This window comes from Microbacterium immunditiarum, assembly GCF_013409785.1.
GTDB lineage: Bacteria > Actinomycetota > Actinomycetes > Actinomycetales > Microbacteriaceae > Microbacterium > Microbacterium immunditiarum.
Genome location: NZ_JACCBV010000001.1, coordinates 3,255,257 through 3,279,932, shown reverse-complemented (window position 1 = coordinate 3,279,932; position 24,676 = coordinate 3,255,257). Strand labels below are relative to the sequence as shown.

The 24,676-nt window shown below is 68.8% G+C and carries 22 protein-coding genes; 9 read left to right on the top strand and 13 right to left on the bottom strand.

All coding sequences use genetic code 11. The annotated features are described in order from the left end of the window. Nucleotides 1-3 precede the first annotated feature (3 nt). The 4 genes from BJ991_RS15325 to BJ991_RS15310 are packed head-to-tail and all read right to left on the bottom strand — an operon-like array spanning nt 4 to nt 5,172. The gene (locus tag BJ991_RS15325; RefSeq protein ID WP_179491396.1) at nt 4-2,244 is read right to left on the bottom strand and encodes a glycosyltransferase family protein; all 2,241 of its coding nucleotides are present in this window, start codon (nt 2,242-2,244) and stop codon (nt 4-6) included. Continuing rightward, the gene (lhgO, locus tag BJ991_RS15320; protein ID WP_179491394.1) at nt 2,241-3,425 is read right to left on the bottom strand and encodes an L-2-hydroxyglutarate oxidase; all 1,185 of its coding nucleotides are present in this window, start codon (nt 3,423-3,425) and stop codon (nt 2,241-2,243) included. The genes BJ991_RS15325 and lhgO overlap by 4 nt, the downstream gene beginning before the upstream one ends. A 17-nt stretch (nt 3,426-3,442) precedes the next feature. Then, nucleotides 3,443-4,453, bottom strand: coding sequence for a lysylphosphatidylglycerol synthase domain-containing protein (locus BJ991_RS15315; protein ID WP_218852951.1), 1,011 nt, complete (start codon nt 4,451-4,453; stop codon nt 3,443-3,445). Next, nucleotides 4,450-5,172 carry an acyl-ACP--UDP-N-acetylglucosamine O-acyltransferase family protein gene (locus BJ991_RS15310; protein WP_179491390.1) on the bottom strand — a complete coding sequence of 241 codons (723 nt, stop codon included), beginning with the start codon at nt 5,170-5,172 and terminating at the stop codon, nt 4,450-4,452. The genes BJ991_RS15315 and BJ991_RS15310 overlap by 4 nt, the downstream gene beginning before the upstream one ends. Nucleotides 5,173-5,414: 242 nt before the next feature. Here BJ991_RS15310 and BJ991_RS15305 point away from each other — a divergent pair, with 242 nt between their 5' ends. Together BJ991_RS15305 and BJ991_RS15300 are read left to right on the top strand one after the other, a co-directional pair. Next, the gene (locus BJ991_RS15305; protein ID WP_179491388.1) at nt 5,415-6,506 is read left to right on the top strand and encodes an aminotransferase class V-fold PLP-dependent enzyme; all 1,092 of its coding nucleotides are present in this window, start codon (nt 5,415-5,417) and stop codon (nt 6,504-6,506) included. After that, nucleotides 6,503-7,462 (top strand): Gfo/Idh/MocA family protein, encoded by a 960-nt coding sequence (locus tag BJ991_RS15300; protein WP_179491386.1) that lies wholly within the window; start codon nt 6,503-6,505, stop codon nt 7,460-7,462. Before BJ991_RS15305 ends, BJ991_RS15300 begins: the two co-directional genes overlap by 4 nt. 30 nt (nt 7,463-7,492) lie before the next feature. Here BJ991_RS15300 and BJ991_RS18690 read toward each other — a convergent pair whose 3' ends face one another. Genes BJ991_RS18690 through BJ991_RS15280 form a run of 4 tightly spaced genes read right to left on the bottom strand, consistent with a single transcriptional unit; the run spans nt 7,493 to nt 10,992 of the window. Further along, complete coding sequence (locus BJ991_RS18690; protein WP_179491384.1) at nt 7,493-7,930, bottom strand: acyltransferase; 438 nt, start codon at nt 7,928-7,930, stop codon at nt 7,493-7,495. A 1-nt stretch (nt 7,931) separates the two neighbouring features. Next, complete coding sequence (locus BJ991_RS15290) at nt 7,932-8,879, bottom strand: NAD-dependent epimerase/dehydratase family protein (RefSeq protein ID WP_179491382.1); 948 nt, start codon at nt 8,877-8,879, stop codon at nt 7,932-7,934. Between the two features lie 23 nt (nt 8,880-8,902). Next, a complete protein-coding gene (locus BJ991_RS15285) occupies nt 8,903-10,042 on the bottom strand; it encodes a DegT/DnrJ/EryC1/StrS family aminotransferase (RefSeq protein ID WP_179491380.1) in 1,140 nt (379 codons plus the stop codon). Next, nucleotides 10,039-10,992, bottom strand: coding sequence for a glycosyltransferase family 2 protein (locus BJ991_RS15280; protein WP_343048792.1), 954 nt, complete (start codon nt 10,990-10,992; stop codon nt 10,039-10,041). Before BJ991_RS15280 ends, BJ991_RS15285 begins: the two co-directional genes overlap by 4 nt. Before the next feature lie 227 nt (nt 10,993-11,219). Between BJ991_RS15280 and glf the strand changes: the two genes are divergently transcribed. Genes glf through BJ991_RS15245 form a run of 7 tightly spaced genes read left to right on the top strand, consistent with a single transcriptional unit; the run spans nt 11,220 to nt 17,977 of the window. Further along, on the top strand, nt 11,220-12,356 hold the full coding sequence (gene glf, locus BJ991_RS15275; RefSeq protein WP_179491376.1) for a UDP-galactopyranose mutase: 1,137 nt from the start codon (nt 11,220-11,222) through the stop codon (nt 12,354-12,356). A gap of 32 nt (nt 12,357-12,388) precedes the next feature. Further along, complete coding sequence (locus BJ991_RS15270) at nt 12,389-13,117, top strand: glycosyltransferase family 2 protein (protein ID WP_179491374.1); 729 nt, start codon at nt 12,389-12,391, stop codon at nt 13,115-13,117. Then, on the top strand, nt 13,114-13,548 hold the full coding sequence (locus BJ991_RS15265) for a DUF2304 domain-containing protein (protein WP_179491372.1): 435 nt from the start codon (nt 13,114-13,116) through the stop codon (nt 13,546-13,548). Before BJ991_RS15270 ends, BJ991_RS15265 begins: the two co-directional genes overlap by 4 nt. Next, on the top strand, nt 13,532-14,773 hold the full coding sequence (locus BJ991_RS15260; protein WP_179491370.1) for a hypothetical protein: 1,242 nt from the start codon (nt 13,532-13,534) through the stop codon (nt 14,771-14,773). The genes BJ991_RS15265 and BJ991_RS15260 overlap by 17 nt, the downstream gene beginning before the upstream one ends. A 46-nt stretch (nt 14,774-14,819) precedes the next feature. Continuing rightward, nucleotides 14,820-15,848 carry a GDP-mannose 4,6-dehydratase gene (gmd, locus tag BJ991_RS15255; RefSeq protein ID WP_179491368.1) on the top strand — a complete coding sequence of 343 codons (1,029 nt, stop codon included), beginning with the start codon at nt 14,820-14,822 and terminating at the stop codon, nt 15,846-15,848. A 6-nt stretch (nt 15,849-15,854) separates the two neighbouring features. After that, entirely contained in the window at nt 15,855-16,793 is a 939-nt protein-coding gene (locus BJ991_RS15250) for an NAD-dependent epimerase/dehydratase family protein (protein WP_179491366.1), read from the top strand. Continuing rightward, nucleotides 16,790-17,977: a DegT/DnrJ/EryC1/StrS family aminotransferase gene (locus tag BJ991_RS15245; protein ID WP_179491364.1), complete on the top strand. Its 1,188-nt coding sequence runs from the start codon at nt 16,790-16,792 to the stop codon at nt 17,975-17,977. The genes BJ991_RS15250 and BJ991_RS15245 overlap by 4 nt, the downstream gene beginning before the upstream one ends. On the opposite strand, the gene BJ991_RS15240 is transcribed toward BJ991_RS15245, so the two are convergent. The 5 genes from BJ991_RS15240 to BJ991_RS15220 form a co-directional block, all read right to left on the bottom strand. After that, nucleotides 17,974-20,139, bottom strand: a complete 2,166-nt coding sequence (locus BJ991_RS15240) for a serine hydrolase (protein WP_179491362.1) — start codon at nt 20,137-20,139, stop codon at nt 17,974-17,976. The genes BJ991_RS15245 and BJ991_RS15240 overlap by 4 nt on opposite strands. 140 nt (nt 20,140-20,279) lie before the next feature. Then, nucleotides 20,280-21,389: a glycosyltransferase family 4 protein gene (locus BJ991_RS15235; protein WP_179491360.1), complete on the bottom strand. Its 1,110-nt coding sequence runs from the start codon at nt 21,387-21,389 to the stop codon at nt 20,280-20,282. A gap of 53 nt (nt 21,390-21,442) precedes the next feature. Next, a complete protein-coding gene (locus BJ991_RS15230) occupies nt 21,443-22,579 on the bottom strand; it encodes an acyltransferase family protein (protein WP_179491359.1) in 1,137 nt (378 codons plus the stop codon). Next, entirely contained in the window at nt 22,579-23,718 is a 1,140-nt protein-coding gene (locus BJ991_RS15225; protein WP_179491358.1) for an NAD-dependent epimerase/dehydratase family protein, read from the bottom strand. Before BJ991_RS15225 ends, BJ991_RS15230 begins: the two co-directional genes overlap by 1 nt. A gap of 49 nt (nt 23,719-23,767) precedes the next feature. Then, nucleotides 23,768-24,658, bottom strand: a complete 891-nt coding sequence (locus BJ991_RS15220) for a glycosyltransferase (RefSeq protein WP_179491357.1) — start codon at nt 24,656-24,658, stop codon at nt 23,768-23,770. Between the last annotated feature and the right edge of the window lie 18 nt (nt 24,659-24,676).

Here is a 24,676-nt window from a genome sequence, read left to right as displayed (position 1 = left end):
GTTTCACAGACGGCCGGTCGGGCTTGCGGACCGACGTGCTCGCCTACGGGCTCCGACGACTGCGCATGCGGCGAGGATCAGGACGCCGATGCCGGCGGCCGCCGCGCCCATCAGCAGACCCGGGGGCGCGAACGAGATCGACAGCGTGCCGCTCGCGTTCTCGGGGAGCTCGACCGAGAGCAGCCCGGCCGGCCCGATCTCGACGGGTAGATCCTCCCCGTCGAACGTCGCGCTGTGGCCGGGCCACGCGATGCGGGCGAACGTGAGACGCGTGTCGCCGGAGCCGGTCGTGACCTCGACGCTCTCGTCTGTCTTGCCGCTGCGCTGTGCGGACGCGATGTCGACATCGTCGCCTGCGAAGGAGATGGTGCCTGTCGCCCCGCCCGGCGCCTCGTCGCGCTCGAAGATCGTGACGACGCTCGTGGACTCCGTCTCGGTCCAGCCGGGCGGGGTGTCTTCGACATCGGCGTAGTCGTTGAGCACGACGACGTAGCGTGCGTTGAGGAGGTCGGCCAGCGGCACGTCGTAGCCGGACGGCTCCTCCCACAGCGCGTCCCACGCGCCGGCGCACGTGCCGCCGTTGTACGTGAGGCACAGGGCGCTGTCGAACGCGGTGAAGCCGATGCCGCTGTACGCCGTCGTCGACTCGAAGCCGGCGACGGACGGCATGTTGCCTGCGAGGAGGTCGTCCCAGCGCTCGGGCGCGGGGTGGTGGCGGACGAGCGCGTGGATGTCGAAAACCTGCACCGTCAAGCCGTCGGAGCGGTCGGCGAACTGCTCGGCCAGCGCCGAGCGCGACGACGGCATCTCGTAGTCGGCCACATTGCGGTTCGACGGTGTGAGGGTCAACTGCGCGCCGAGAAAGACGAGCAGTCCTGCGGTGATCGTCGCGAACCCGCGGCCGCCCAACTTCGCCCAGAAGACGAGCACGGCCGTGCCGGCGAAGACGGCGGCGGTCGCGAGAGCGTGCCACTTCCACGCGCCCGGGACGTCAGCCCACGCGATCCATGCGCCGAGGAGGATGATGCCCGCCGAGACGGCGCTGCGGACCCAGCGGCGGTCGGTGCGAAGCCCTCGCGACGCCACCACCGCGAAGACGAGGATCACGGCGAGGTAGAGGAACGGCACGAGGCGCGCCGGCCAGCGGAACATGCCGAACTGCGACGGGCCGAGGGTGAAGAGGAGGAAGACCGCCCCGAACACGAGCGGACCCGCGAGTCTCGCCCACATGCGCGCACCGCGCCAGTGCAGCCACGGAAGCAGCGGCAGCACGAACCACCCGAGGTAGGTGCCCGGGAAGCCCATCGGGGTGCCGCCGAACATCGTGATGTAGGGGCGGTGCGTCGGGGAGCTCAGGCCCATGAGGTCGCTGAGCGAGATCGAGAGGAACTCGTCGTTCCACATGCCGGAGTTGGCGCGGAAGCCGTATGCCGACGTGTAGACGAAAGGCAGGTAGACGATGACGACCGTGAGGACGACGCCGACGCCGATCGAGACCAACCACCCGATCGCGCTCGGCCGCCGGTCGACGATAGCCTCGACGGCGACGGCGAGGAAGACGATCGCGAGCGTAAGCACGCCATAGGGGTTGCCGGTGGACGGAGCGAGGTAGCACAGCACCGCCGCCAGGACGATCGACCACGCGTCGAAACCGCGCTTGTACGCGCGGCGTAGCGCCCACCACGCCCACGGCGTGAACGCCGTGATCGCGGTGCCGTTGACCCACGACGATCCGTCCATGAAGATCGCCCAGCCGCTCAGCGAGAGCGTCGCACCGGCGATCGCCGACAGCCACGGCGTCGCGCCGAAGCTGCGGGCAAGCACGTAGACGCCGCCTGCCGTGAGGAGGAAGAGCAAAATCTTCGCCACGGTGATGGCCGCGCCTACGTCGTCAATCGGGTAGGTGCCGATCATGAGGCCCAGCATCACCGGGTTCCACATGCCCGTCGCGGCTTCGGCGATGAAATCGCCGCCGCGCCACATGTCGGTCTGCAGGAACGGGCTCTGGCCGCTCAGGACGTCCTGGGCGATGCGCTGCCACACGCCGACGGCGACGCCGGCGGTGTCGTCCCAGAAGTAGAACCCGGGCTTGCGGATCAGGGGGAGGAGGGAGCCGATAAACGTGACGAGCAGCATCGCGGCCGGCGGCAGCCAGCGACGGCGACTCGCGGCCTGGGACCCTGCGGGGGACTCGGCCGGCTCGTCCGTGCTCTCGTCGCGGACCTCGGTGACGGCGGCGGTCATGCGACACCCTTCCTGGCTTCGGCGAGCACCATGTCGGCGATCTCCAATGCGGCCGTCGCCGCAGGCGATGGCGCGTTGAGCACGTGGAACTGCCGCGGCCCGCGTTGAAACTCGAAGTCGTCGACGAGCGACCCGTCGCGGCGCATCGCCTGCGCCCGCACACCTGACTTCGCTGGCACGAGATCCGCGGCGGTGATCCCGGGCACAAGCTCGGACAGACTGCGGGCGAACTCCGCCCGCGACAACGAGCGGCGGGCCTCGCCATAGGCCGTGCCGGCGTACTTCGCCCCGAGGCGCCAGAGGCCCGGCCACGTAGCCGACCGCCACAGGTCCGCGACGTTGATGTCGCGCCAGCGGTAGCCCTCGCGCGCGAAAGCGAACACGGCGTTCGGGCCGGCGTGGATCGAGCCGTCGACCATCTTGGTGAGATGCACGCCGAGGAACGGGAAGCGCGGATCGGGGACCGGGTAGATGAGCCCGCGCACGAGGTCGGCGCTCGGGGGAGCGACAGTGTAGTACTCGCCGCGGAACGGGATGATGCGCACATCCGGCTCGACGCCGCACAGCTTCGCGACGGTGTCGCTGTGTAGCCCGGCGCAGTTGATCAGGTAGTCGGCGCGGACCGGCCCGGCATCCGCCTCCACCACGACGCCGTCGTCGCCGGATGCCGCGCGCAGGAGCTTCGTCGAGAACCGCAGCTCTCCACCCGCCGCCGTGATCTCGTTGGCGAGGGCGAGGCACACACCCGTGTAATCGATGATTCCGGTCGACTCGACGCGGAGCGCCGCGACGCAGCGCACACCCGGCTCGTACTTGTGCGCCTCGTCGCTCGTGATCCGCCGCGCGGGAACGCCGTTCGCGATCGCCCGCTGCTCGAGGACGGCGAGCTTCTCGAGCTGCGCCTCATGCGTCGCGACGACCAGCTTGCCCGTGATCTCGTGGGCGATGCCGTGCTCGGCGGCGTACTGCTTCATCGACGCCCCGCCGGCCACGCACATGCGGGCCTTGAACGACCCGGGCGTGTAGTAGAGGCCGGAGTGGATGACGCCGGAGTTGCGGCCCGTCTGGTGTCGGGCGACGCCGGCCTCCTTCTCGATGACGATGACGTGCTCGCCGGACCGTGCCAGCGCGCGAGCCACAGCCAGGCCGACGATGCCGGCCCCCACGACGACGGTGGTCACAGATGTGCTCCTCGGGATCAGACGGCGGCGGGGCCGGGGTCGGGGTCGCCGGTGTACGGGCCGAGCCGGCGGCGTGCGATGACGGCCATACCCGCGGCGGTGCCCGCGGTGAGTAGGTCGGCGAGGATGAACATGACGCGGGAGACGGCGGCGTAGGCCGTCGCGGGGCCGACGCCGACGATCGGCGTCAGGGCGGCGATGATGACGAGCTCGCGCGCGCCGACGCCGCTCGGGAGCAGGAAGAACGCGAGGCCCGCGAGCATCGCGACCGCCATCGTGCCGACGCACAGCGCCCACGGGTTGATGGTCAGGCCCTGCCGCGTGTCGGCGAGCAGCCAGAGGTGCGTGCCGAAGGCGAGGTAAGACCCGATGGCGAGGCCGAGCGACTTCGCTACGACCGAGAGCGTCACGGGGTGGTCGGGCCGCGGGCGACGGAGGATCCTGAATCCGATCCGGACGATCGCGGTGAGGACCGGCGGCCACAGCAGGATCGCCGCGAACGGAAGGACGATGTACAGCCACGGCAGCCACGAGAGCCGCGGATCGCTCGCCATGAGCGAGGGGATCGCCACCGAGCCGCACACCAGCGCCGCGAAGACCGCGATGACGACCGAGAAGAGCGTCGCGGCGAACGTGCGGGCGCGGGCGAGCCCCGCCTTGTTGCCGAGCTCGATCTGGAGGACGTACGCCCAGATCGACCCGGGGAGGTACTTGCCGAGCTGGCCGACGAGGAAGATCTGCGCGCCGCGGCCGAAGCCGATGGGCTTGCCGAGGTCGTCGAGGAGCACCTGCCAGCTCAAGGTCGCGCACGCCATGCCGACGATCACGGCGATGAAGGACAGCGTCGTGCGATGCCACTGAAGATCGCCGATCGTGAAGGCGACGGCCTCCCAGTTGACCCAGAGCTGCCACACGGCGGCCGCCACGACGAGGGCGATGAGGATCCACCGGAGCACGTTGATGACGACCGCGCGCCCGCTCTTGCGGGCTGGCGCCGTCGTCGGCTCGGTCGGCTCTTCGAAGGTCACTCCTCGACTCCCATCACCGTCAGCGCTTCGCGCTGGGCGAGCTCGAGCCACTCGCGCACGGGAGCCGCCGCCAGCCCGCCTGCGAGGACGGAGGGGTCGGCTGCCAGGAGCGAGTCGCGGACGCGGTCGATCGTCTCGTCGTCGTACGACAGTCGGCGCAGGGCGTATTCGTTGACGCCGTGCAGTCGGGGCGGGTTCCCGTACGCCTTCGTGAAGGGCGGGACGTCTCTCGTGATGGGCGTTCCCATCCCGACCATGGCGCCGGCCCCGATGACGCGGTGCTGGTGGACGACCACCGACATCCCGAGATTCGCGATATCGCCGACGATGACGTGGCCGCCGAGCCGAGTGCCGGCCGAGATCGTCACGCCGTCGCCGATGAGGCAGTCGTGGGCCACGTACGACGAATTGAGGATCCAGCAGTTCGAGCCGATCGTCGTCGTGCGGTGGCTTCCCTGGTGGATGGTCGTCAGTTCACGGATGACGGTGCCCTCGCCGATTCGGACACCGGTGTGCATCACTTCGCCGGTCCACGCTGCGTTCTGTACGCGGTCCGCGATCTCGGGCGGCGTTCCTATCACGACGCCGGGACCGATCCAGACGCGGTCGGCAATCTCGGCGGGTCCGAGGATGACGGCGTTCGGTCCCACGGTCACACCCGCGCCGAGTTCGACGGCGTCGCTGATGACGGCGGACGGATGGATCCGGTTCGAGGTCATGACTCCAAGTGGTTCTCTGCCGGCTCAGTCACGGTGACCTAAGCGGTTCGCATGCGGAAACCACGACGAAGTGTGGTCTGGGAACGCGCGCCGTCCGGCGGCGAGCCCACTCATGATAGCCGAGGTTCCCCGAGCGTCCGGTGATCGCACACCGTGGCCGCCGGTGCCGTGCGACACCGCCGGTAGGCTTCTCTCCTGGACGTGTGCTCGTCCCCCACACAGATCCGGCTGAAGGAAGTCACGTGATCCCCATCTCCACCGTGGTCCTCGGGCCTGCCGTCGAAGAGCGCGTCTTGCAGGTCGTACGCTCCGGCGTCGTCGCCCAGGGTCCGGTCGTCGCCGAGTTCGAGTCGGCGTTCGCCTCGCTTGTCGAAACGAAGCACGCCGTCGCAGTGAACAACGGCACCACCGCCCTCGTCGCGGCGGTCCAGGCGCTGGATCTCAGGCCCGGCGACGAGGTCATCACGACGCCCTTCACGTTCATCGCGACGCTCAACGCGATCCTGGAAGCGGGCGCGACGGTGCGGTTCGGCGACATCCGGGTCGACGACTTCTGCCTCGACCCGGAGTCGGTGCGCGCGCAGCTCACCGACCGCACGCGTGTGATCATGCCCGTCCACCTGTACGGGCAATCCGCCGACATGGCGCCCATCGTCGACATCGCCGACGAGGCGGGTCTCGCGATCGTCGAGGACGCGGCGCAGGCCCACGGCGCGACGTACGCGGGGACGCCCGTCGGCAACTTCGGCCTCGGGTGCTTCTCCTTCTATGCGACCAAGAACCTCACGACCGGTGAGGGCGGCATCATCACCACGAACGACGACGCGATCGCCGAGAAGCTGCGCATCTTGCGGAACCAGGGGATGCGGGCGCGCTACGAGTACGTGATGGCGGGCCACAACTACCGCATGACCGACCTGCAGGCGGCGCTCGTGCTGCCGGCGCTGGCCGACTACCCGAGCCAGCTCGAGAAGCGGCGCGCGAACGCGGCGGGGCTCACCGAGCGGCTCGCCGACATCGACGGGCTCATCCTGCCTCGCGAGGTCGAGGGCCGAGGCCACGTGTGGCACCAGTACACCGTGCTGCTCCCCGAGGGTCTCGACCGCCAGGGCTTCGTCGACGCGCTCACGGCGAGCGGCGTCGGAAGCGGCATCTACTACCCGAAGCCGGTCTACGACTACGACACGTACCGCGACCGGCCGGATGTCATCCGCAGCGAGACACCCGTGGCCGAAGACGTCGCGCGGCGCTGCGTGTCACTGCCCGTGCACCAGCATTTGCAGGAGGGCGATCTCGACACGATCGCCGCGGCCGTGCGGCAGGCGGTGCGATGAGCACGCGGCCACGGATCGGCCTCATCGGGGCGGGGTCGATGGGGCGCAACCACGCCCGGATCATCGCGCAGTCCTCGCGGGCCGAGTTCTCCGTCATCATCGACCCGCTGGAGGAGTCCGGCGCTCCGCTCGCGGTCGAGCACGATACGCAGTGGAGCCCGACGATTGACGCAATCGCCGATGTCGACGCCGTGATCGTCTCCGCGTCGACGGAGCACCACTACCGCATCGCCAAGGACGTCATCGCGGCGGGCAGGCCGCTCCTCATCGAGAAGCCGGTGTGCCCGTCGCTCGAGCAGACGACCGAGATCTTACAGCTCTCCGAAGCCGCCGGCACGCCGATCATGTGCGGGTTCCTCGAGCGGTACAACCCCGCCGTGATGGTCGCCCGGCGCATGATCGACGACCCCCTCTACGTGCGCGCGGAGCGCCATTCCCCGTACGCGCCGAGGATCAAGACCGGCGTCGCGTGGGACCTGCTCGTTCACGACGTGGATCTCATCACCCAGATCTTCGGCGGCAGCGAGCCCGACGCCATCAACGTCGAGGTGGGTCACTTCCACCCGTCATCCGCGCCGGATGCCGAGGACGTTGTCGACGTTTCGCTCCGGTTCGCGGAGCAGGGATTAGCCTCGGCATCCGCGAGCCGCCTGGGTCAGCGGAAGGTCCGGTCGCTGGTCGTGCAGACGCTCGACGACATGATCGAGGTCGACCTCCTGCGGCGCGGCGTGACGCTCTTCCGTCACACGACGATCGACGCGGACCGCCCGGGGGGGAGCGGCTTCCGGCAGGTGACCGAGATGGAGGTGCCCGAGATCACCGGGCGCGAGCCGCTCGCGACGCAGTTCGACAGGTTCCTCGACCTCATCGCCGGTGACGTCGACCCCGACATCGAGCGCCACAGCATCCTGCCGGCGCACCGCATCGTCGACGCGGCGCTCGCGACGAAGCGCTGACGCCGCAGGAGCGGCGCGGATCGATCCGCGTCAGCTCCGCGTCGGCAAGAACTCCGGTCGGTCGCCCGACAGGTCGACGTCGGCCACGATCCGCGCGGGGACGCCCGCCACGACCGTCCGCGGCGGCACGTCCTTCGTGACGACGGCACCCGCGCCCACCACGGCTTCGTCGCCGATCGTGACGCCCATGTTCACGACGGCGTTCGCCCCGATGAAGACGCGGTCGCCGATGGCGACCGGCTCCCGCTCCACGTCTGCGAAGCGTCGTCCTGAGACGCACCGGCGCGCGGACGAATGCGTGTAGATGTGGACTCCCGACGAGATGTCGCAGCCGCGGCCGATGGTGAGGCCCCCCGACCCGTCGATCAGGGTGAACGCCCCGATCCAGGTGCCCTCGCCGATCTCGGGCTCTCCGATGATCCAGGCGTGCGGGTTGTACGGGTTCTCGGGGAGCCCCGTCGTCGCCATTTCAGACCGCCGCGCGCTCGTGCTCGAAGCGGATGAGGTCGGTCATGCCGTCGCGAACGTCGATCGAGTACTCGAACCCGATCATCTCCTTCGCGCGGCGGGTGTCGGCCGCACGACGGCTGACGAGGACGTCGCGCGGGTTGAACTGCGGCTCGACGTCGGCGCCGATGGCGTCGATAAGGATGCGGGCGAGATCGGCGACGCTCGTGTCGATGCCGGTTCCGACGTTGATCGCGGCGTTCGCCTTCTCGGACTCGGTTGCAAGTACCACGGCGCGCGCGATGTCCTTCACGTGGATGAAGTCCATCGACTGCTCGCCCTTGCCGTCGATTACCGGCGGCTCGCCGTTGCGGAGGCGGTTCACGAAGTGGTTGATCACACTCGTGTAGTACGCCGTCGTCTTCTGCCCGGGGCCGTAGACGTTGAAGAAACGCAGCGCGATCCACGACAGGCCGGCCTTGCGCTCGTAGTAACGCAGTAGGTCCTCGCCGGTGCGCTTGCCGATGCAGTACGGCGTGAGCGGGTTGAGCTCGTCGTCCTCGTGCATGGGCAGCTTCTTTGGGTCGCCGTACACCGACGCGCTCGACGCGTACACGACGCGCTGCACGCCCTGGTCGACGGCCGCCGAGTACACGTTGTGCGAGCCGACGACGTTCACGTCGAGCGAGCTGTAGGTATCGGCGACGCTCTTGTTGATGGAGTCCGCGGCGAGGTGGATGACGTGGGTCGAGCCCTTCATCGCGGCGGCGACGGCACCGCCGGAGCGCACGTCCTGGTCGACGACGTCGACCTTGCCCGTCTTGGCGAGCTCGTTGGCGCGGTCGCGGTCGCCTCGCCACATGTTGTCGAAGATGCGGACGTTCCAGTCGCGCTCGAGCAGCTGCTCGACGACGTGGAGGCCGATGAAGCCGGCGCCGCCGGTGACGAACGCGGTGCGGGTGTTGCTCATATCTCAGTCCTTGATCGGGGGCTTCAGTGTCGGTGAGTCGAGTCCGAGACGACGTCGCGCAGAACCTCCGCGACGTAGGCGACGTCGTCCTCGGCCAGGTTCGCGTGCATGGGGATGGCGATGTGGCGGCGGAACAGGTCGGCCGAGACCGGAAGCTCGCGCTGCTCGCCATAGAGTGGCTGCACATGGCTCGCGTAGGTGCCGAAGTTGCATCCGACCCCTCGGGCGCGCAGCGCCATCGCGACCGATCCACGGTCGAGTGCGGGGTCGACCGTGATCACGTACGACTGCCAGGGGTGCGTCCGGTCGTCGAGCGCGACCGGGAGCGTGATCTGCTCGAGGTCGCCCAGCAGCTCGCGGTACCCGTTCGCGACGCGGGTGCGCGCGGCGAGCAGTTCGGGGAGCCGGCGCACCTGCACGCGCATGATGGCCGCCTGCACGTCGGAGAGGCGGTAGTTGTACCCGAGCTCATCGAAGGAGGGGACGGGCAGCTCCGCGAGGCCCTCGCGCGTGATGGCCGGCGCGATCCCGTACGTGTGGAGCTTCCGAGCGTGCGCGACGAGGTCTGCTCGCGGGCTCGCGAGCGCGCCGCCCTCACCCGACGTGATTCCCTTGCGTCCGTGGAAGCTGTAGGCCGTGACATCCGCGATCTCGCCGACCTTGCGACCCTTGTACGTGGCTCCAGTCGCACAGGCGGCGTCCTCGATCAGCCACAGACCGTGGCGGTCGGCGATCGCCCGGATCTCGTCGTAGTCGGCGGGCTGCCCGAAGGGGTCGACCGCGATGATGCCGGCGGTGCGGGGCGTGATCGCCGCCTCGATCTGCGCCGGGTCGATCGACCAGATGTCGGGGCGGACGTCGACGAAGACCGGCTTCGCCCCGGACCACATGACCGAGTGGCCGGTCGCCGGGAACGTGTAGTCGCCGACGATGACCTCGTCGCCCGGCTTCACGCCGAGCACGAGCTGGCCGAGGTGGAGGGCCGAGCCGCAGTTGCTCGTCGACAGGACGTTCTCGACGCCGGCGACCGCGGCGAACTCCTTCTCGAACGCGAGGCAGGACGGGCCGGCGCCCGAGAGCCATCCGGACTCGAAGACGTCTCGGACGGCGTCGAGCTCCTCCTGGCCTACAGTCGGTGCGCCGAGGGCGACGGAGCGGTTCATTGATCTCCAGTGGTAGCGGGCTGCGCGCCACCGACTTCGGCGATGGAGCGGACGACGTAGACGGGGCGGCGGCGGGCGTCGTCCCCGGCGCGCCAGACGTACTCGCCAAGGACGCCGATCCCGACGAGGATCATCCCGCCGACGATGAGGATGAGGCCGCTCAGCAGCGCGACCGCGGCACCGAACGGCTGGAAGAACGCCAGCAGGATCGCGAGGATGAGCAGCAGGCCGCCGATCGCGCCGATGAGCAGGCCGCCCCACGCGACCCACTCGACGGGCGCGTGCGAGAACTCCACGAACGAGTCCACGACGAGCTTCATCTTGCGCTTCGTCGTCCATTTGCTCGTGCCGTGCGGACGGGGGAGCTGCTCGAAGTAGATGCGCCGCTGGTCGAAGCCGACCCAGGCCGCCATCGCCAGGACGTTGCGGTTGAGCTCGGGCATCGCGTTGAGCGCGTCGAGGGCGGCGCGCGAGACGAGGATCTGCGAGGGCCCCTCGGACGGATAGTTCGGGACATCAGAGTTGGCACCGTAGATGCGCGAGAACACGCGCGCGAAGGTCTCGCCCATGCCCTTGCGGACCGCCCGAACAGAGCGAAGACCCCACACGATGTCGGCGCCGGCGTGCCACTGCTCGAGGAACTGCCCGATCGCCTCGAGCGGCTCCTGGCGGTCGGCGCTGAGCGTCAGCACCGCGTCGCCGCGCGCGTGGGCGAACCCCGCGGTGATGCCCGCGTGGGAGCCGAAGTTGCGTGACAGGCTCACGATGCGCGCCGGGCCGACGCCCGAGAGCGTCGTCTGGAGCGCGTCGGCGGTGCCGTCGGTCGAGCCGTCGTCAACGAGGATGAGCTCGAACGAGACATCCGTGTAGGTCGAGAGGATCTGCGCGTAGAACTCCGCGATGTCGCCCGCGGAGTCGACTTCGTTGTACGCCGGGATGACGAGACTCACCAGGGGTTTCGCCGGCGCCATCATTTCCTTTCACACATACGACGGCGCCTCGAACACGAGAGCGCCGCAGACCAGGGTACCAGCCGGTCTTCGCGTAGCCGCGGCCGAGTGCATGTCCTCGGCGGGCGCTCAGCGCTCTCCGCGTAGACTGGCGATGCGGCGGTCACGATTCCCGCCGCATCGCCGTGTCCGCGGCATCCGTCTCATGAAAGCGCACACGTAACCGCATGGATCTCCTCATCGTCGGCTCCGGCTTCTTCGGCCTCACGATCGCAGAGCGGGCCGCGGCATCCGGTCGCAAGGTCACCGTCATCGATCGCCGCCCGCACATCGGCGGCAACGCGTACAGCGAGGACGACGCGACCACCGGCATCGAGGTGCACAAGTACGGTGCGCACCTGTTCCACACGTCGAACCCGAGCGTGTGGGAGTACGTCAACCGCTTCACGACGTTCACGAACTACGTCCACCGCGTGTACACGAACCACAAGGGCGTCGTGTTTCCGCTGCCGATCAACCTCGGCACGATCAACCAGTTCTTCCGGGCCGCGTACACCCCCGACGAGGCGCGCGCGCTCGTCCACGAGCAGGCGGGGGAGTTCGACGCGAAGGAGGCGGCGAACCTCGAGGAGAAGGGCATCGCGCTCATCGGTCGTCCGCTCTACGAGGCGTTCATCCGCGACTACACCGCGAAGCAGTGGCAGACCGACCCGAAGGACCTCCCGGCCGAGGTCATCAGCCGCCTGCCGGTGCGCTACAACTACGACAACCGGTACTTCAACGACACGTGGGAGGGCCTGCCGACCGACGGCTACACCGCGTGGCTCGAGCGCATGGCCGACCATCCGAACATCGAGGTGCAGCTCGACACCGACTTCTTCGACGAGTCGCAGCCCCTCAACAAGAAGGCGACGGTGGGGCAGGTGCAGATCGTGTACACAGGCCCGGTCGACCGCTACTTCGACTACGCCGAGGGCGCGCTGTCGTGGCGCACGCTCGACTTCGAGCGTGAAGTGCTCGACGTCGGCGACTTCCAGGGCACATCGGTCATGAACTACGCCGATGCGGATGTCCCGTACACGCGCATCCACGAGTTCAAGCACTTCCACCCCGAGCGCGCCGACCGGTACCCGGGCGACAAGACCGTCATCATGCGCGAGTTCTCGCGCTTCGCGTCGCGCGACGACGAGCCGTACTACCCGGTGAACACCCCCGAGGACCGCGCGGGCCTGCTCGCGTACCGCGAGCTCGCGAAGGGTGAGAAGGACGTGCTCTTCGGCGGTCGGCTCGGAACGTACCAGTACCTGGACATGCACATGGCGATCGGCTCGGCGCTGTCGATGTGGAACAACCAGCTCGCGTGACCCGCTCGGCGGCGCCACTAGGATCAACTCACATGACGTCAGCACACGACCGCGTGCTCGTCATCGTCCCCGCGTGGAATGAAGAGCGCAACGTGGGTCGGACCGTCGCCGAGATCATCGCCGCAGACCCGGCCTACGACGTCATCGTCATCGACGACGGGTCGGCGGATGCCACGGCCGCGGTCGCCCGCGCGGCGGGTGCGACCGTCGTGCCCCTGTCGTTCAACCTCGGCGTCGGCGGCGCGATGAAGACGGGCTTCACTTACGCGAAGCGCCACGGGTACCGCCGTGCGATCCAGGTCGACGCCGACGGACAGCACAACCCTGCCGACATCGCCCGCGTCCTCGGAGGACTCGAGGAGGCCGACATCGCCATCGGCGCGCGATTCGCCGACGTCGGCGACTACACCGTGCGCGGACCGCGACGCTGGGCGATGGTGTTCCTGGCCGCGGTCGTCTCGCGCGTCGCCAAGAGGCGACTGACGGACGTCACGAGCGGATTCCGCGCCGCCAACGCGCGCGCGATCGACCAGTACGTGCGGTACTACCCGGCCGAGTATCTGGGCGACACCCTCGACTCGCTCGTCGAGGCCATCCACGCGGGCCTCAAGGTCACGCAGGTGCCCGTCGCGATGCGCCCGCGTCTGCACGGCCGCCCGAGCCAGAATCCGATCGGTGCAACGGTCTACCTGCTGCGGTCGGTGTTCGCGCTCACACTCGCGCTCATGCGCGGGATCCTGCGAAGGAGGCCGTCCGCATGATCGTCCCGATCGGGATCGGGTTCGCCCTCGCTGTCCTCGTCGTCATCCTCGTCCTCCTGCTGCGGCGCAAGCTGCGCGAGAAGTACGCCGTTCTGTGGCTCGTGATCGGGCTCGCGACGCTGCTGCTTGCGATCTTCCCCGGGATGCTCGTGTGGCTGGCGCAGCTCCTCGGCGTGCAGGTGGCGTCCAACCTGCTCTTCGCGATGTCTCTCGCGCTGCTCATCGGCGTGACCCTCCACTTGTCGTGGGAGCTGTCCACCTCCGAGGAAGAGGTGCGCCGGGTCGCCGAAGACGTCGCAATCCTGCGCGCCGAGGTCGATGCGCTGACTGCCGATCGCGCGTCGCAGGCCAGCGCCGACGGACCGTCGTCGACACGGTCCGCGACCGATGAGGGCTCCGCAGGACCGGACGACCATGACCGCGCCGACTGAGTCGCGCCGCGGCGGGCTCGCGCTCATCCTCGCCGCGACCGCGATCGCGGGGGTGTGCGGCTACCTCCTCCAGCTCCTCGCGCCCGCTCTCATCGAGGAGCCCTCCGCATACCTCGCGTTCAGCATCTTCTGGTCGACGCTCTACCTATTTCTCGCGGCGATCGCGGGAGTGCAGCAAGAGGTCACCCGGGCCACCCGCCCCGCCGCGACTCCGCCGGGCAGCACGACGCTGCGGACCTTCACCATCCTCGGGGCGCTCGGGCTGACCGTGACCGCCGCCGCGGTCGGGGCCGTTCTCGCTCCAACGGCGTTCTCGGAGGCTCCGGCGGTCATGACAGCGGCCTTCGCACTGGGTCTCGTCGGCTACCTCCTCACCGCCGTGCTCAGCGGCGTCCTTTACGGGCTATCGCAATGGCGCGGGATCGCGCTGCTCATGACGCTCGACGCGGTCGTCCGCGCCGCCGCAGTGACGGTCGGCCTCGTGGCACGTCTCGATGCGGGCGTGCTCGCGATCCTCATCAGCCTGCCGTTCAGCCTCGCGTTCGGCGTGGGATGGCTCGTCGTGCGCGGTCGCGTCGTCGGCCGTTTCCGCCTTGACGTCCGTGCCGGGCGGCTCACCGCCAACGCGGCGCGGACGGTGGGAGCCGCCGCCGCGACGGGTGTCATGGTCACCGGTCTGCCCCTGCTGATGCGCACGCTTATCCCGGACGCCGACGTCGTCGAGCTCGCGGGGCTCGTGCTCATGATCACGATCACGCGCGCGCCGCTCGTCGTTCCGCTCATGGCGCTGCAGAGCTTCCTCATCGTCGAATTCCGAGACGGTGCGGCAGCCATCGGGGGGCGCCTGTTACGGCTCGTCGGTGCGCTCGTGGGTGCGACCGCGGTCCTGGCGCTCGCCGCGGCCGTGTGGGGTCCGTGGCTCATCGAGATCATCTCGTCAGGCAGATACCACATCGAGTCGTTGACGGCGGCGGGCGTCGTGGTCAGCGGGGGACTCGTCGCGCTCCTGTTCCTCACGGGTCCCGCCCTGCTCGCGGAGAATCGCCATGGGCGCTACGTCGCGGGGTGGGCGGTCGCGGCGGCAGCAACGGTCGCGTTTCTGCTCGTGCCTCTCGACACGACCCCGCGCGTCCTGCTGGCGCTCTTGGCCGCCCCCGCGCTTGGAGCGATCACCCACCTCACGGCCATTCGCACCGGCCACGGCGCGACGAGTAGGGACGACTAGACTTGACCGGCGCGCGGATGACCGTGCGACCTTATTGGAGAACCCCATGACGACAGACGCGCACGTTCGACGCGCCCTCATCACCGGCATCACCGGTCAGGATGGCAGCTACCTCGCCGAACTCCTCCTCTCAAAGGGCTACGAGGTCCACGGTCTTATCCGACGTTCATCGTCGTTCAACACCGAGCGGATCGACCACATCTACCAGCCGGCGCAGGCCCCGGACCACCGGCTGTTCCTGCACTTCGCCGACCTTTCCGACGGCTCGCGCTTGGTGACCCTGCTCAACGAGATCCAGCCAAGCGAGGTCTACAACCTCGCCGCGCAGTCGCACGTGCGCGTCAGCTTCGACGAGCCCGAGTACACCGGCGACGTCACGGGCCTCGGCACGATCCGCCTCCTCGAGGCGATCCGCGCCGCGAAGATAGAGACCCGGTTCTATCAGGCGTCGAGCTCCGAGATGTTCGGCGCGACGCCGCCCCCGCAGAACGAACACACCCCGTTCTACCCGCGATCGCCGTACGGCGTCGCGAAGGTGTACTCGTACTGGACCACACGCAATTACCGCGAGGCGTACGGCCTCTTCGCCGTGAACGGGATTCTCTTCAACCACGAGTCCCCCCGACGCGGCGGCACGTTCGTGACCCGCAAGATCACGCGCGCCGTCGCCCGCATCAAGGCGGGCCTCCAGTCCGAGTTGTACCTCGGCAACCTCGAGGCGGTGCGCGACTGGGGCTACGCCCCCGAGTATGTCGAGGGCATGTGGCGGATGCTCCAGCACGACGAGCCAACGGACTACGTCCTCGCTACGAACACCGCGTACTCGGTGCGCGACTTCCTCCAGTTCGCGTTCGAGCACGTCGACCTCGATTGGGAGAAGTACGTGCGCTTCGACGAGCGGTACCTGCGGCCGACGGAGGTGGACGCGCTGATCGGCGACTACAGCCGTGCCAAGGATCTGCTCGGCTGGGAGCCCAAGGTGCACACGCCGCGACTCGCGCAGATCATGGTCGACGCCGACATCGCCGCACTCGAGGTCGAGGGTCGCCGTTACATCGACCAGGTGCAGAGCTGATCCCACGTGCGTGCACTGCTGACCGGCGGGGGCGGGATGCTGGGCTCCAGCATCGCCGCCGCGTGGAGACGGCTGCGTCCTGACGACGAGCTGACGGTCCTGACCCGGAAGGACGCCGACCTCCGCGATGCGCGTGCGACGCACGACGCCGTCGCCGCGGCGCGCCCGGATCTCGTGATCCACACCGCGGCGTTCGTCGGCGGCATCGCAGACAAGATCGCTCGCCCGCTGCCATACCTGCTCGAGAATGTGCGCATCGACGCGAGCATGCTCACCGCCGCGGTCGAACTCGAGGTGCCCTCATATCTCTACATCGGAAGTGCGGCGGCCTACCCGGCCGACGCGGTGAGCCCGATCCCCGAGACGGCGCTGTTCGGCGGGCGGCTCGAGCAGGCGAACGAGCCATACGGACTCGCCAAGCTCACAGGCCTCATCGGGGTCGAGTACGCCGCACGCCAGACCGGAGGTGTGTATCGCGCGATCCTGCCCTCGAACCTCTACGGGCCGGGCGACTCCTTCGGTCCGAACCGCGCGCACCTCATCGCGTCCACGCTGCTGAAGACGCACCTCGCCAAGCGGGCGGGGGAGCCCACGGTGGAGGTGTGGGGCGACGGGACCGCCCGTCGCGAGTTCACGTACGCACCCGATCTCGCCGAGTGGATCGTGCGAGAGGCGAATGCGATCGGCGCATGGCCCCCGCTCATGAACGTCGGCGACGGCGAAGATCACAGCATCCGCGAATACTACGAGGTCGCGGCCGAGGTCGTCGGCTACTCGGGCGGGCTGAGTTTCGACCCCACCAAGCCGAGCGGCGTGCCTCGCCGGCTTATCGACTCCTCCCTGGCGCGCGCGCAAGGCTGGTCGGCGCACACCACCCTGCGTGACGGGATGGCCCAGTGCTACCGCGCTTTCCTCGAAACATTCGCGAACGGAGCCGCCTCATGACCTCGACGCCCACCGGTTACCCCCTCGCGACCACGACTTGGGACGAGGCGGAGTACGCCGCGCTCCAGAGGGTCATCGCGAGTGGGCGGTTCACGATGGGTCCGCTCGTCCGGGAGTACGAGGCCGCCTTCGCGGCGCATTTCGGCGCAGAGTTCGGCGTCATGGTGAACTCGGGGAGCTCCGCCAACCTGATCGCTGTGGCGGCGGCTGTGCTCGACCCGCGCATCGATCTGAACCGCGGCGACGAGGTCATCGTGCCCGCGGTGTCGTGGCCGACGACGTACTACCCGCTCAGCCAGTACGGCTTGCGACCGCGCTTCGTCGATATCGACCTGGACACACTCAACCTCGACCTCGACCTCGCCGAAGAGGCGATCGGCCCCCGCACCAGGGCGATCTTCGCAGTGAACCTACTCGGCAACCCGAACGACTTCGACCGCCTGCGCGCGATCGCCGCGCGGCACGGCCTGGTCCTGCTCGAGGACAACTGCGAGTCGCTCGGCGCCGTCCACCAGGGCGTGAACGCCGGAACGGCCGGCCTCGCAGGCACGTTCAGCTCGTTCTTCTCGCACCACATCGCGACGATGGAGGGCGGGATGATCCTCACCGATGACGAGCAGCTGTATCAGGAGATGCTGTCCCTTCGCGCCCATGGCTGGACGCGTGAGCTCTCCGACGCGAACTTCGTCCATGACAAGGCGGGCGATGCGTGGGAGGATCTCTTCCGCTTCGTCCTTCCCGGCTACAACGTCCGTCCGCTCGAGATGGAGGGAGCCCTCGGCCTGGAGCAGCTCAAGAAGGTGCCCGACCTCATCGCCGGCCGGCGCGAGAATGCCGCCTACTTCCGGGAGCGGTTCGCGGGCATCGACTCGGTGCGCCTGCAGCGCGAGACCGGCGAGAGCAGCTGGTTCGGGTTCTCGCTGGTCCTGGAGCGTGCACTCGCCGGCCGTCGCCGCGAACTCGTGCGCGCGTTCGACGAGGCCGGGATCGAGTCCCGCCCCGTCGTCGCCGGCAACTTCACGCGCAATCCCGTGATGGCGCATCTCGATGCCGTCGTGCCCGAATCACTGCCGGCAGCGGATAAGGTGCACGTCGACGGCCTGTTCGTCGGCAACCACCACTTCCCGGTCCGCGAGGGGATCGACCGGGTCGCTGAGATCGTGTCGCGGGTGGCCGCCGCCTAGCGGTCCCGCAGCGAGCGGAAGTCAACCCAGACCAGCGCTCCGCGCCACCAGACTTTGTACCACTTGCGGTGCGCGTCGGTGACTTCGAGCATCGCGCCCCCCGGGATCGTGCCCACGGCGCGTCCGCCGGGGCTCGCCCTCATGGTCGTGGCGTACTTCGTCGCCATCTGCTGGGCGGGGTAGACCGCCGCCGCGCCGAATGAGCCGTTGTAGTGGGAGTAGACGAGCCGTGCGATCGCGCGCAACGCCGCTCTGTCGACACCGCCTGTGACCACCATCGAGAGGGCGACGACGGAGCGCTTGCCGTAGATGATGCCCGTGTCGGCCTGCAGCAGGCCCGACCCGATCCACAGTGAGCCGGGCTTTGACTGCTGCCCCACCCCCGGAGGGATCCCCGAAGCCAGCCGCGAGCGGAAGACCTGCTTGCCCATCAACCCGAGGAGCAGGTTCGTGTTCGCCGGAGACAGCAGGGCGCCGGCCCGCAGCCGTTGGGCGAAGCGCGTGAGGTCGTGCGTCGTGGTGCGGTTCCCGGCGTAGAGCACAGGGCCCGATCCGACGTTCCCGTAGCTCGTCCCGGTAAAGCCTGCTTCGCGGATCATCCGGTTCAGGCCGGTCGTGCCGATCCAGTGGACGATGTCGTTGTGGCACTCGTTGTCGGATGCATGGATCATGACAGCGACGCAGTCAATGAGATACATCCCGCCGGGGAGCACCTTGTAGTACGACGCGAGCCCCACGTCGACGTGGGCCAGCGCGGCCCACGCTGCGTACAGCTTCATCATGCTGGCGGGCTCCACCTGCGTCGAGGCGTTGAAGCTGTAGATCTCGGCCGCGCCGCTCAGTTCCCGCACGCTGACGTAGTAGATGCCGCCGTACTGACTCGCGATTCGGCGTATTGCATCAGTCAGCAGGGCGTCCCGTTTAGGCTTCTCGCCCGAGCACGAGCCGTTGGACTCTACGGGCGGAGCTAGCCACGATGTGCCGCCGACCGCCGCGACCTTCGCTCCATGCCCCGCGAGGTATGCCGAGGTCGTGTCGGGCACGCACGCGTAGTACGCGTAGCCGACCGGCTGCTCGGTTCCGCCCGCCGCCACCGCGGCCACCATGATGTCGGTCATCACCGCCGTGTGCGCGACGAACATGCGCTGCGGCGGGACCGCGCGCAGTCCCGCCGCCTGGACCGCGCGACGGTCGGGGGTCGCATGGCCCGCTCGCCGGACGGCGAATCCCGCGGCCGCGAGCGACTGCTCATACTGCGTCGTCACGGTGTTCGTTGCACCAATGATGATCACATTGGCGGCGCCTACGCGCGTGAGCGCCGCCACGGTGTCGGGGTCCACTGCGGGTGCGGTGCCGTCGACGAGGAGCACGCCACCGCCCGTGCCCGATGCGGTGCCGGCGGCAAGCGCGATGTCGACGACGGATGCCGGGCCGCCGACGACGCTGCTCCCGGCGAGGTACACCGCGTCGACGTCGGTCGGAAGCATCGTGAGCGCAAGGCGCGAGGTTCCGTAGTCGCTGCCGCCGTCGACCCGGCGGACGTCGGCCGTGATCGACCTCAACTGGGTTTCGACGCCCGCCGACACCGTCGCCGGCGATCCGACGATGACGATCGTCGTGGGCGCGAGGCGCGAGAGCTCCGCGGCGACCGCAGCCGGAACGTTCGCGGCGGCGACAAGGAGCACGGGTGCGTTGAGCGCTCCCGCGATCCCTGCCGCGGCGACGGCGTCCCAGAAGGTTGTACCGGAGGCCACGAGGGCCACACGCGCACCCGCCGGGTAGGCGGCGCGCGAGACGGCGACCGCGCGGTCGTACGCCGACGCCTGCGCGTAGCGCGACGCACCCGGCTCGATCGGCTCGATCGGCGAGACGGGGAGGACGGGTCGCGTCGGATCGACCACGGGCCCGTCGGCCTCCGGGGCGGCCTCGTCAGACGTCTCGTCCAGAGTCTCGTCCGGCGGCGGCTCGGGAGGGGGAGTGACCGGTGTCGGCGTCGGGCTCGGTGTCTCCGGCGGCGGGTCCGTTGGAGAAGGATCCGGTGCTGTCGGGGAGGGCGTGGGGGTCGCCGTCTCGACGGGAGCCGGCGTCGGATCGACGAGTTCCTCATCGGCGATCGCCGGTATGGGGGCAAGTAGCAGCGAGAGCGTGAGCAGACCAGTCATTCCTGCGATCGCCCACGAGGACGATCGCGCCCACTTCCGCTGCGAGGATCTCGACACGACGCCTCGACCTTAGTGTGCGGGTGCGTGCGCGCACCACCCGGGGCCGCGTGTCGCGACATCGATCGGGCGGGCCCCGGGCGTCAGCGTCGGGGCGCTCCCTGCGCGAGTGCAGCCTCGAACGTCGCGAGCGTCTCGCGCGCGGTTCGGTCCCACGAGAAGAGCGACGCCCGCTCGTGCCCCCGCTGGGCGAGGTCGGCGAGCAGCGCCAAGTCGGTGGCGGCGGTCGTCATCGCGGTGGCGATCGAGGTCAAGTCGTACGGGTCGATGAAGAGGGCGACGTCGCCGACGACCTCGCGGTACACGGGCAGGTCGCTGATCATGACGGGAAGGCCGGCCATCATCGCCTCGAGGGCGGGCAGCGAGAACCCGTCCGCGAAGGACGGCATCGCGAGCACCGTCGCGGTCGAGTAGAGGTCGCGCATCTCGTCAGCGTCGACCCAAGACTTGAGCTCGACCCAGTCGAGCATGCCGGTCTCCTCGACGACCGCAGTCAGAGGGTCGTCGCCGTGACTCCCCGTGACGACGACGCGCGGGCGGTCCGCCTCAGCGACGAGGGGGAGGGCGCGAATGAGCGACGGCCAGTTCTTGTGCGGTCGGCGGTTGCCGGTCGCGAGGACCATCGGGCCGTGCTCGCCGGCGCGTGAGCGGTCGACTCCCGGCAAGGGAGTGCCCGCGAGCGGCACGAGGTCGATGCGGTCGTGCGGCACCCTCAGGTACCGGACGATGGCTTCGCGCGACTCCTCGCTGATCGTGAGGATCCGTGTGGCGTTGCGCGACGCGAGACGCTCCATGAACTTCACCGGCTCCGTGTAGAGCGGCGTCGACATGTACTCCGGGTGGCTCCAGTACAGCATGTCGTGCATCGTGACGACGGTGGGCATTGCGGTCTTGCGCGGCCCGAGCGTGGCGGGGGAGTGAACAAGGTCGGCTCCGTGCCGGCGCGCAGCACGCCCCACCGCGAAGAGCTCGCCCAACGCCCACTCGAACCGGTTCTCGCCGCTGATGCCGGAGTCGACCGTCTCGCCGGGGAACCACGAGCGATCCTGTGCGTACCCCTCGCGGCTCATGTAGCCGATGTACTCCCAGGATGGGGCGAGCTCACCCAGCTTGCGGTACAGCTCGCGCGCGTAGACCTCCATGCCGCCTTTGGTGCCCGTGTACGAGAGGAGGTCGACGAGGACGCGGGGCATGGGGTCGAGCCTATCAATCGAGTTCCGGCAGTCCGCCGGTGAGGAGGGTAAGGTCAGGCGGCGGCGTCGGCGGTGCCGGCGGCGCCTGGAGTGTCCGCGGCCTCCGCGCCCGTGCGGGCGGGTCTCGCGGAGGTCGCCGTGCGCGATCGCCGGGTCGCGCGCATAATCGGCCGTTCGATGAGCAGCCAGCTCGCTGTCGCGAACATGAGGGTCACCAGCACGTTGACCGCGATGAAGCCCCACACCCCGAGGTTCGCTGCGCCAACGAGGACGAGCAGCTGAGCCGTCGGCCACGCATAGATGTAGAAGCCGTATGACACGTCGTGCTTGGCGATGAGCGGGGGCTGCCGCACGACGGTGCTGAGCCACAGGAGCCCGTACGCGAGGAGTGGGGATGCGAGCTGGCCGCCGAATCCGGGGACCGCGAACACGATGACGAGCGCGAGCGCGAGACTGACGATGCCGATCGGCGCCCGCATGCCCCACCGGTCGAACACGACGTAGGCGACGACACCGCCGAGGAAAAACGGCAGCAGCTTCATCAGCAGCGTGAAGTCGGTGTCGAGCCCCAGCCGCTGCCAGAACCCCATCGTCGCGTGCACGCCGACCGAAGCGACCCACAGGGCGATCGGGAGCCAAACACTGCGGCGGAAGATCGCGAGGAACCCGAGGGCCCAGACGATGACGTAACAGAAGAACTCGTAGTACAGGGTCCACAGCGAGCCGTTCCACGCGCCGGGGTAGGGTACGGTCTGCAACGTCCACGAGATCGAGTACGAGCTGATGTGGAGGTCGACGTTGCCCCAGATGTACTCGAGTGGCGTCACGGGAGTCGTCCAAAAGCCCGCGAGGTCACCGCGCTCGAGGAGTGCGGCGATGGGGGCGAACACGAGTGCTGTGACAACGAGCACCACGAGGAACGCGGGGAAGATGCGGGCAATGCGATGTACGAGGAACTCGCCCGTCGAATGCCGGAGCCGGCTACCGGTGATGAGGAAACCGCTCAGCACGAAGAACCCTGCGACCGCCCAGCCGCCGAGGTTCTCACCGTGGAGCATCGGCCCGGTACCGTTCCCGGTGATGTAGAACGCGTGCGCGAAGAGCACGGCCGCTGCCAGGATCAGCCGGAACATGTTGAGGCTGTTCCGGCTGTGCGGGAACGCGCGACTCGTCGTGGGGGCGGTGACCATTACTTGAGCAGGCTCCGCTCGGCCATCTCCTTCAGAGAGCGCTCGTAGCCGCTAGACTCGGCGGGCTCGGAGAGTACCCATTCGACGAACCGGTCGACGCCCGTGCGGAAGTCGGTCTGCGGTTCGTATCCGAGCACGTCGCGTAGGAGCGTCGTGTCCGCGACGTTGTGGCGGATGTCACCGAGGCGGTAGTTGCCCGTGACGGACGTCGGCACCGACGTGCCGAACGCGGCCAACAGCGAGTCGACGACCTCGGTGACCGTCGTGGCGACACCGCTGCCGACATTGATCGTCCGACCCGCGGCGCGAGGGAGCGTGGCGGCGCGGAAGGTCGCCTCGACGACGTCGTCGATGTATACGAAGTCCCGGCTCTCCCGGCCATCCTCGAAGATGTTGATCGGGCTGCTCTGGCGAATGAGAGTCGAGAAGATTGACAGGATCCCCGTGTACGGGTTCTTGAGCGACTGTCCGGGGCCGTACACGTTCTGGTACCGCAGCGCGACCGACTCGACCCCGATGGCCGGTCCGACGGTCATGACGAGCGACTCCTGGGTCTGCTTCGTGATTCCATAGACGGATGACGGATGCAGCTTCGCGTCCTCGTCGGTCGGAACGATCGTCAGCGGACCCTCGCCCGGCATGTGCACCTCGAAGTCACCCGCAGCCATGTCGGCGTCGGCGCGGTGCGGCGGATGCACGATCCGCCCATCCTCGGTGCGGTACGCGCCCTCACCGTATATGGAGCGAGAGGACGCCACGACAATGCGGCGGACGGAGTTCTTCTCGTCGTTCGTAAGGATGTCGAGCAGCTTGGCGGTGCCGCCGACGTTCACGTCGACGTACCTGTCGATCTCGTACATCGACTGACCTGTCCCGGTCTCCGCCGCGAGGTGGACGACGATCTCGGCGCCCGCGAGCGCCGCACGGAGGTCGTCCGTGGACGTGACGGTGCCCTCGATGACAGTCGCGACGCCGTCGAGCGAGCGCAGGAGCGTCGACGTCGTTCGCGGGTCGTCGCCGTGCACCTGGGGGATGAGCGCATCCAAAACGGTGACGGTGTGGCCGCCGTCAACGAAGCGTCGCGCGAGCCTCGAACCGATGAATCCGGCTCCACCGGTGATGAGGACGTGTGCGGACATGCCTGGTCTCCGTGGTGTTCAGGGGATGATGCGGATGCGCGACGGGGGCTCAGGGCGCGAAGATGTGCGCCACGGTCGATTGTATCCCGGCACTCGTCCCGTGCCTGATCACGCCGGGAAGTTCCGCGATTCCGTGGAGGCGCGACATTGCCCTTACGCGGGCCGTGCGCGCGGTCGAGCGCCAGCCCTTCGCCGCGGCGAGCGAGCGCGCCATCGCGTAGTAGGTGCGCTCGTCGCGGAAGCGGCGGCCGTCCAGGAGCGTCTTCTGCGACGCGCTCGATCCGTGTCGACGGTACGCGAACGCCAGGGTCGGGTTGTACGCGAGCGTTCCTCCTTCGAATGCGATGTCCATGAGGAGTGCGAGGTCCTGGATGATCGGCAGGCCGTCGCGGAAGTCGATCCGTCGCAGGGAATCTGTCCGGAACGCGAGCGACGGCCAGTACAGCCAGTCCCCGCGGATAAGGCTCGTCGCCATGCGCTCACCCTGCAGCACCGCGATTCCCCCGCGCCCGCGCGGCGCGAGAAGCCCCTGCTTCACGCGGTCGACGAGGGGACGTACGACGGTGCCCTGCTCGTCGATGACCTCGACACCCGGCTGGATGACGTCGGTCGCGGGGACGGCGGCGATCGTCCTCGACATGACATCGACGTAATTCGGATGCAGCAGGTCGTCGCATCCGAGGATCGTGATGAACTCGGTCGTGGCGCGCCGGATCGCCTCGCGGTAGTTCTCAGTGATGCCGAGGTTGGTCTCGTTGCGCGTGTACGTGACGCGCGCGTCGTCCAGCTTCTCGAAGTGCTCGGCGACGGACGGGTCAGGGTAGCAGTCGTCGATGACGATGAGCCGCCAGTCCGGGTTCTCCTGGGCGATCACGGAGTCGACCGTCTCGTAGAGGAGGGACGGATCGCCCCAGAACGGCACGAAAATCTCGAGGGTCATGGCCAATACAGCATAGGC

Excerpts from the sequence above, each read along its gene's own strand:
- BJ991_RS15325 (WP_179491396.1), bottom strand. The coding sequence starts at position 2,244 with ATGACCGCCGCCGTCACCGAGGTCCGCGACGAGAGCACGGACGAGCCG.
- BJ991_RS15310 (WP_179491390.1), bottom strand. The coding sequence starts at position 5,172 with ATGACCTCGAACCGGATCCATCCGTCCGCCGTCATCAGCGACGCCGTC.
- BJ991_RS15300 (WP_179491386.1), top strand. The coding sequence starts at position 6,503 with ATGAGCACGCGGCCACGGATCGGCCTCATCGGGGCGGGGTCGATGGGG.
- BJ991_RS18690 (WP_179491384.1), bottom strand. The coding sequence starts at position 7,930 with ATGGCGACGACGGGGCTCCCCGAGAACCCGTACAACCCGCACGCCTGG.
- BJ991_RS15290 (WP_179491382.1), bottom strand. The coding sequence starts at position 8,879 with ATGAGCAACACCCGCACCGCGTTCGTCACCGGCGGCGCCGGCTTCATC.
- BJ991_RS15285 (WP_179491380.1), bottom strand. The coding sequence starts at position 10,042 with ATGAACCGCTCCGTCGCCCTCGGCGCACCGACTGTAGGCCAGGAGGAG.
- glf (WP_179491376.1), top strand. The coding sequence starts at position 11,220 with ATGGATCTCCTCATCGTCGGCTCCGGCTTCTTCGGCCTCACGATCGCA.
- BJ991_RS15270 (WP_179491374.1), top strand. The coding sequence starts at position 12,389 with ATGACGTCAGCACACGACCGCGTGCTCGTCATCGTCCCCGCGTGGAAT.
- BJ991_RS15265 (WP_179491372.1), top strand. The coding sequence starts at position 13,114 with ATGATCGTCCCGATCGGGATCGGGTTCGCCCTCGCTGTCCTCGTCGTC.
- BJ991_RS15260 (WP_179491370.1), top strand. The coding sequence starts at position 13,532 with ATGACCGCGCCGACTGAGTCGCGCCGCGGCGGGCTCGCGCTCATCCTC.
- gmd (WP_179491368.1), top strand. The coding sequence starts at position 14,820 with ATGACGACAGACGCGCACGTTCGACGCGCCCTCATCACCGGCATCACC.
- BJ991_RS15245 (WP_179491364.1), top strand. The coding sequence starts at position 16,790 with ATGACCTCGACGCCCACCGGTTACCCCCTCGCGACCACGACTTGGGAC.
- BJ991_RS15240 (WP_179491362.1), bottom strand. The coding sequence starts at position 20,139 with ATGACTGGTCTGCTCACGCTCTCGCTGCTACTTGCCCCCATACCGGCG.
- BJ991_RS15235 (WP_179491360.1), bottom strand. The coding sequence starts at position 21,389 with ATGCCCCGCGTCCTCGTCGACCTCCTCTCGTACACGGGCACCAAAGGC.
- BJ991_RS15230 (WP_179491359.1), bottom strand. The coding sequence starts at position 22,579 with ATGGTCACCGCCCCCACGACGAGTCGCGCGTTCCCGCACAGCCGGAAC.
- BJ991_RS15225 (WP_179491358.1), bottom strand. The coding sequence starts at position 23,718 with ATGTCCGCACACGTCCTCATCACCGGTGGAGCCGGATTCATCGGTTCG.
- BJ991_RS15220 (WP_179491357.1), bottom strand. The coding sequence starts at position 24,658 with ATGACCCTCGAGATTTTCGTGCCGTTCTGGGGCGATCCGTCCCTCCTC.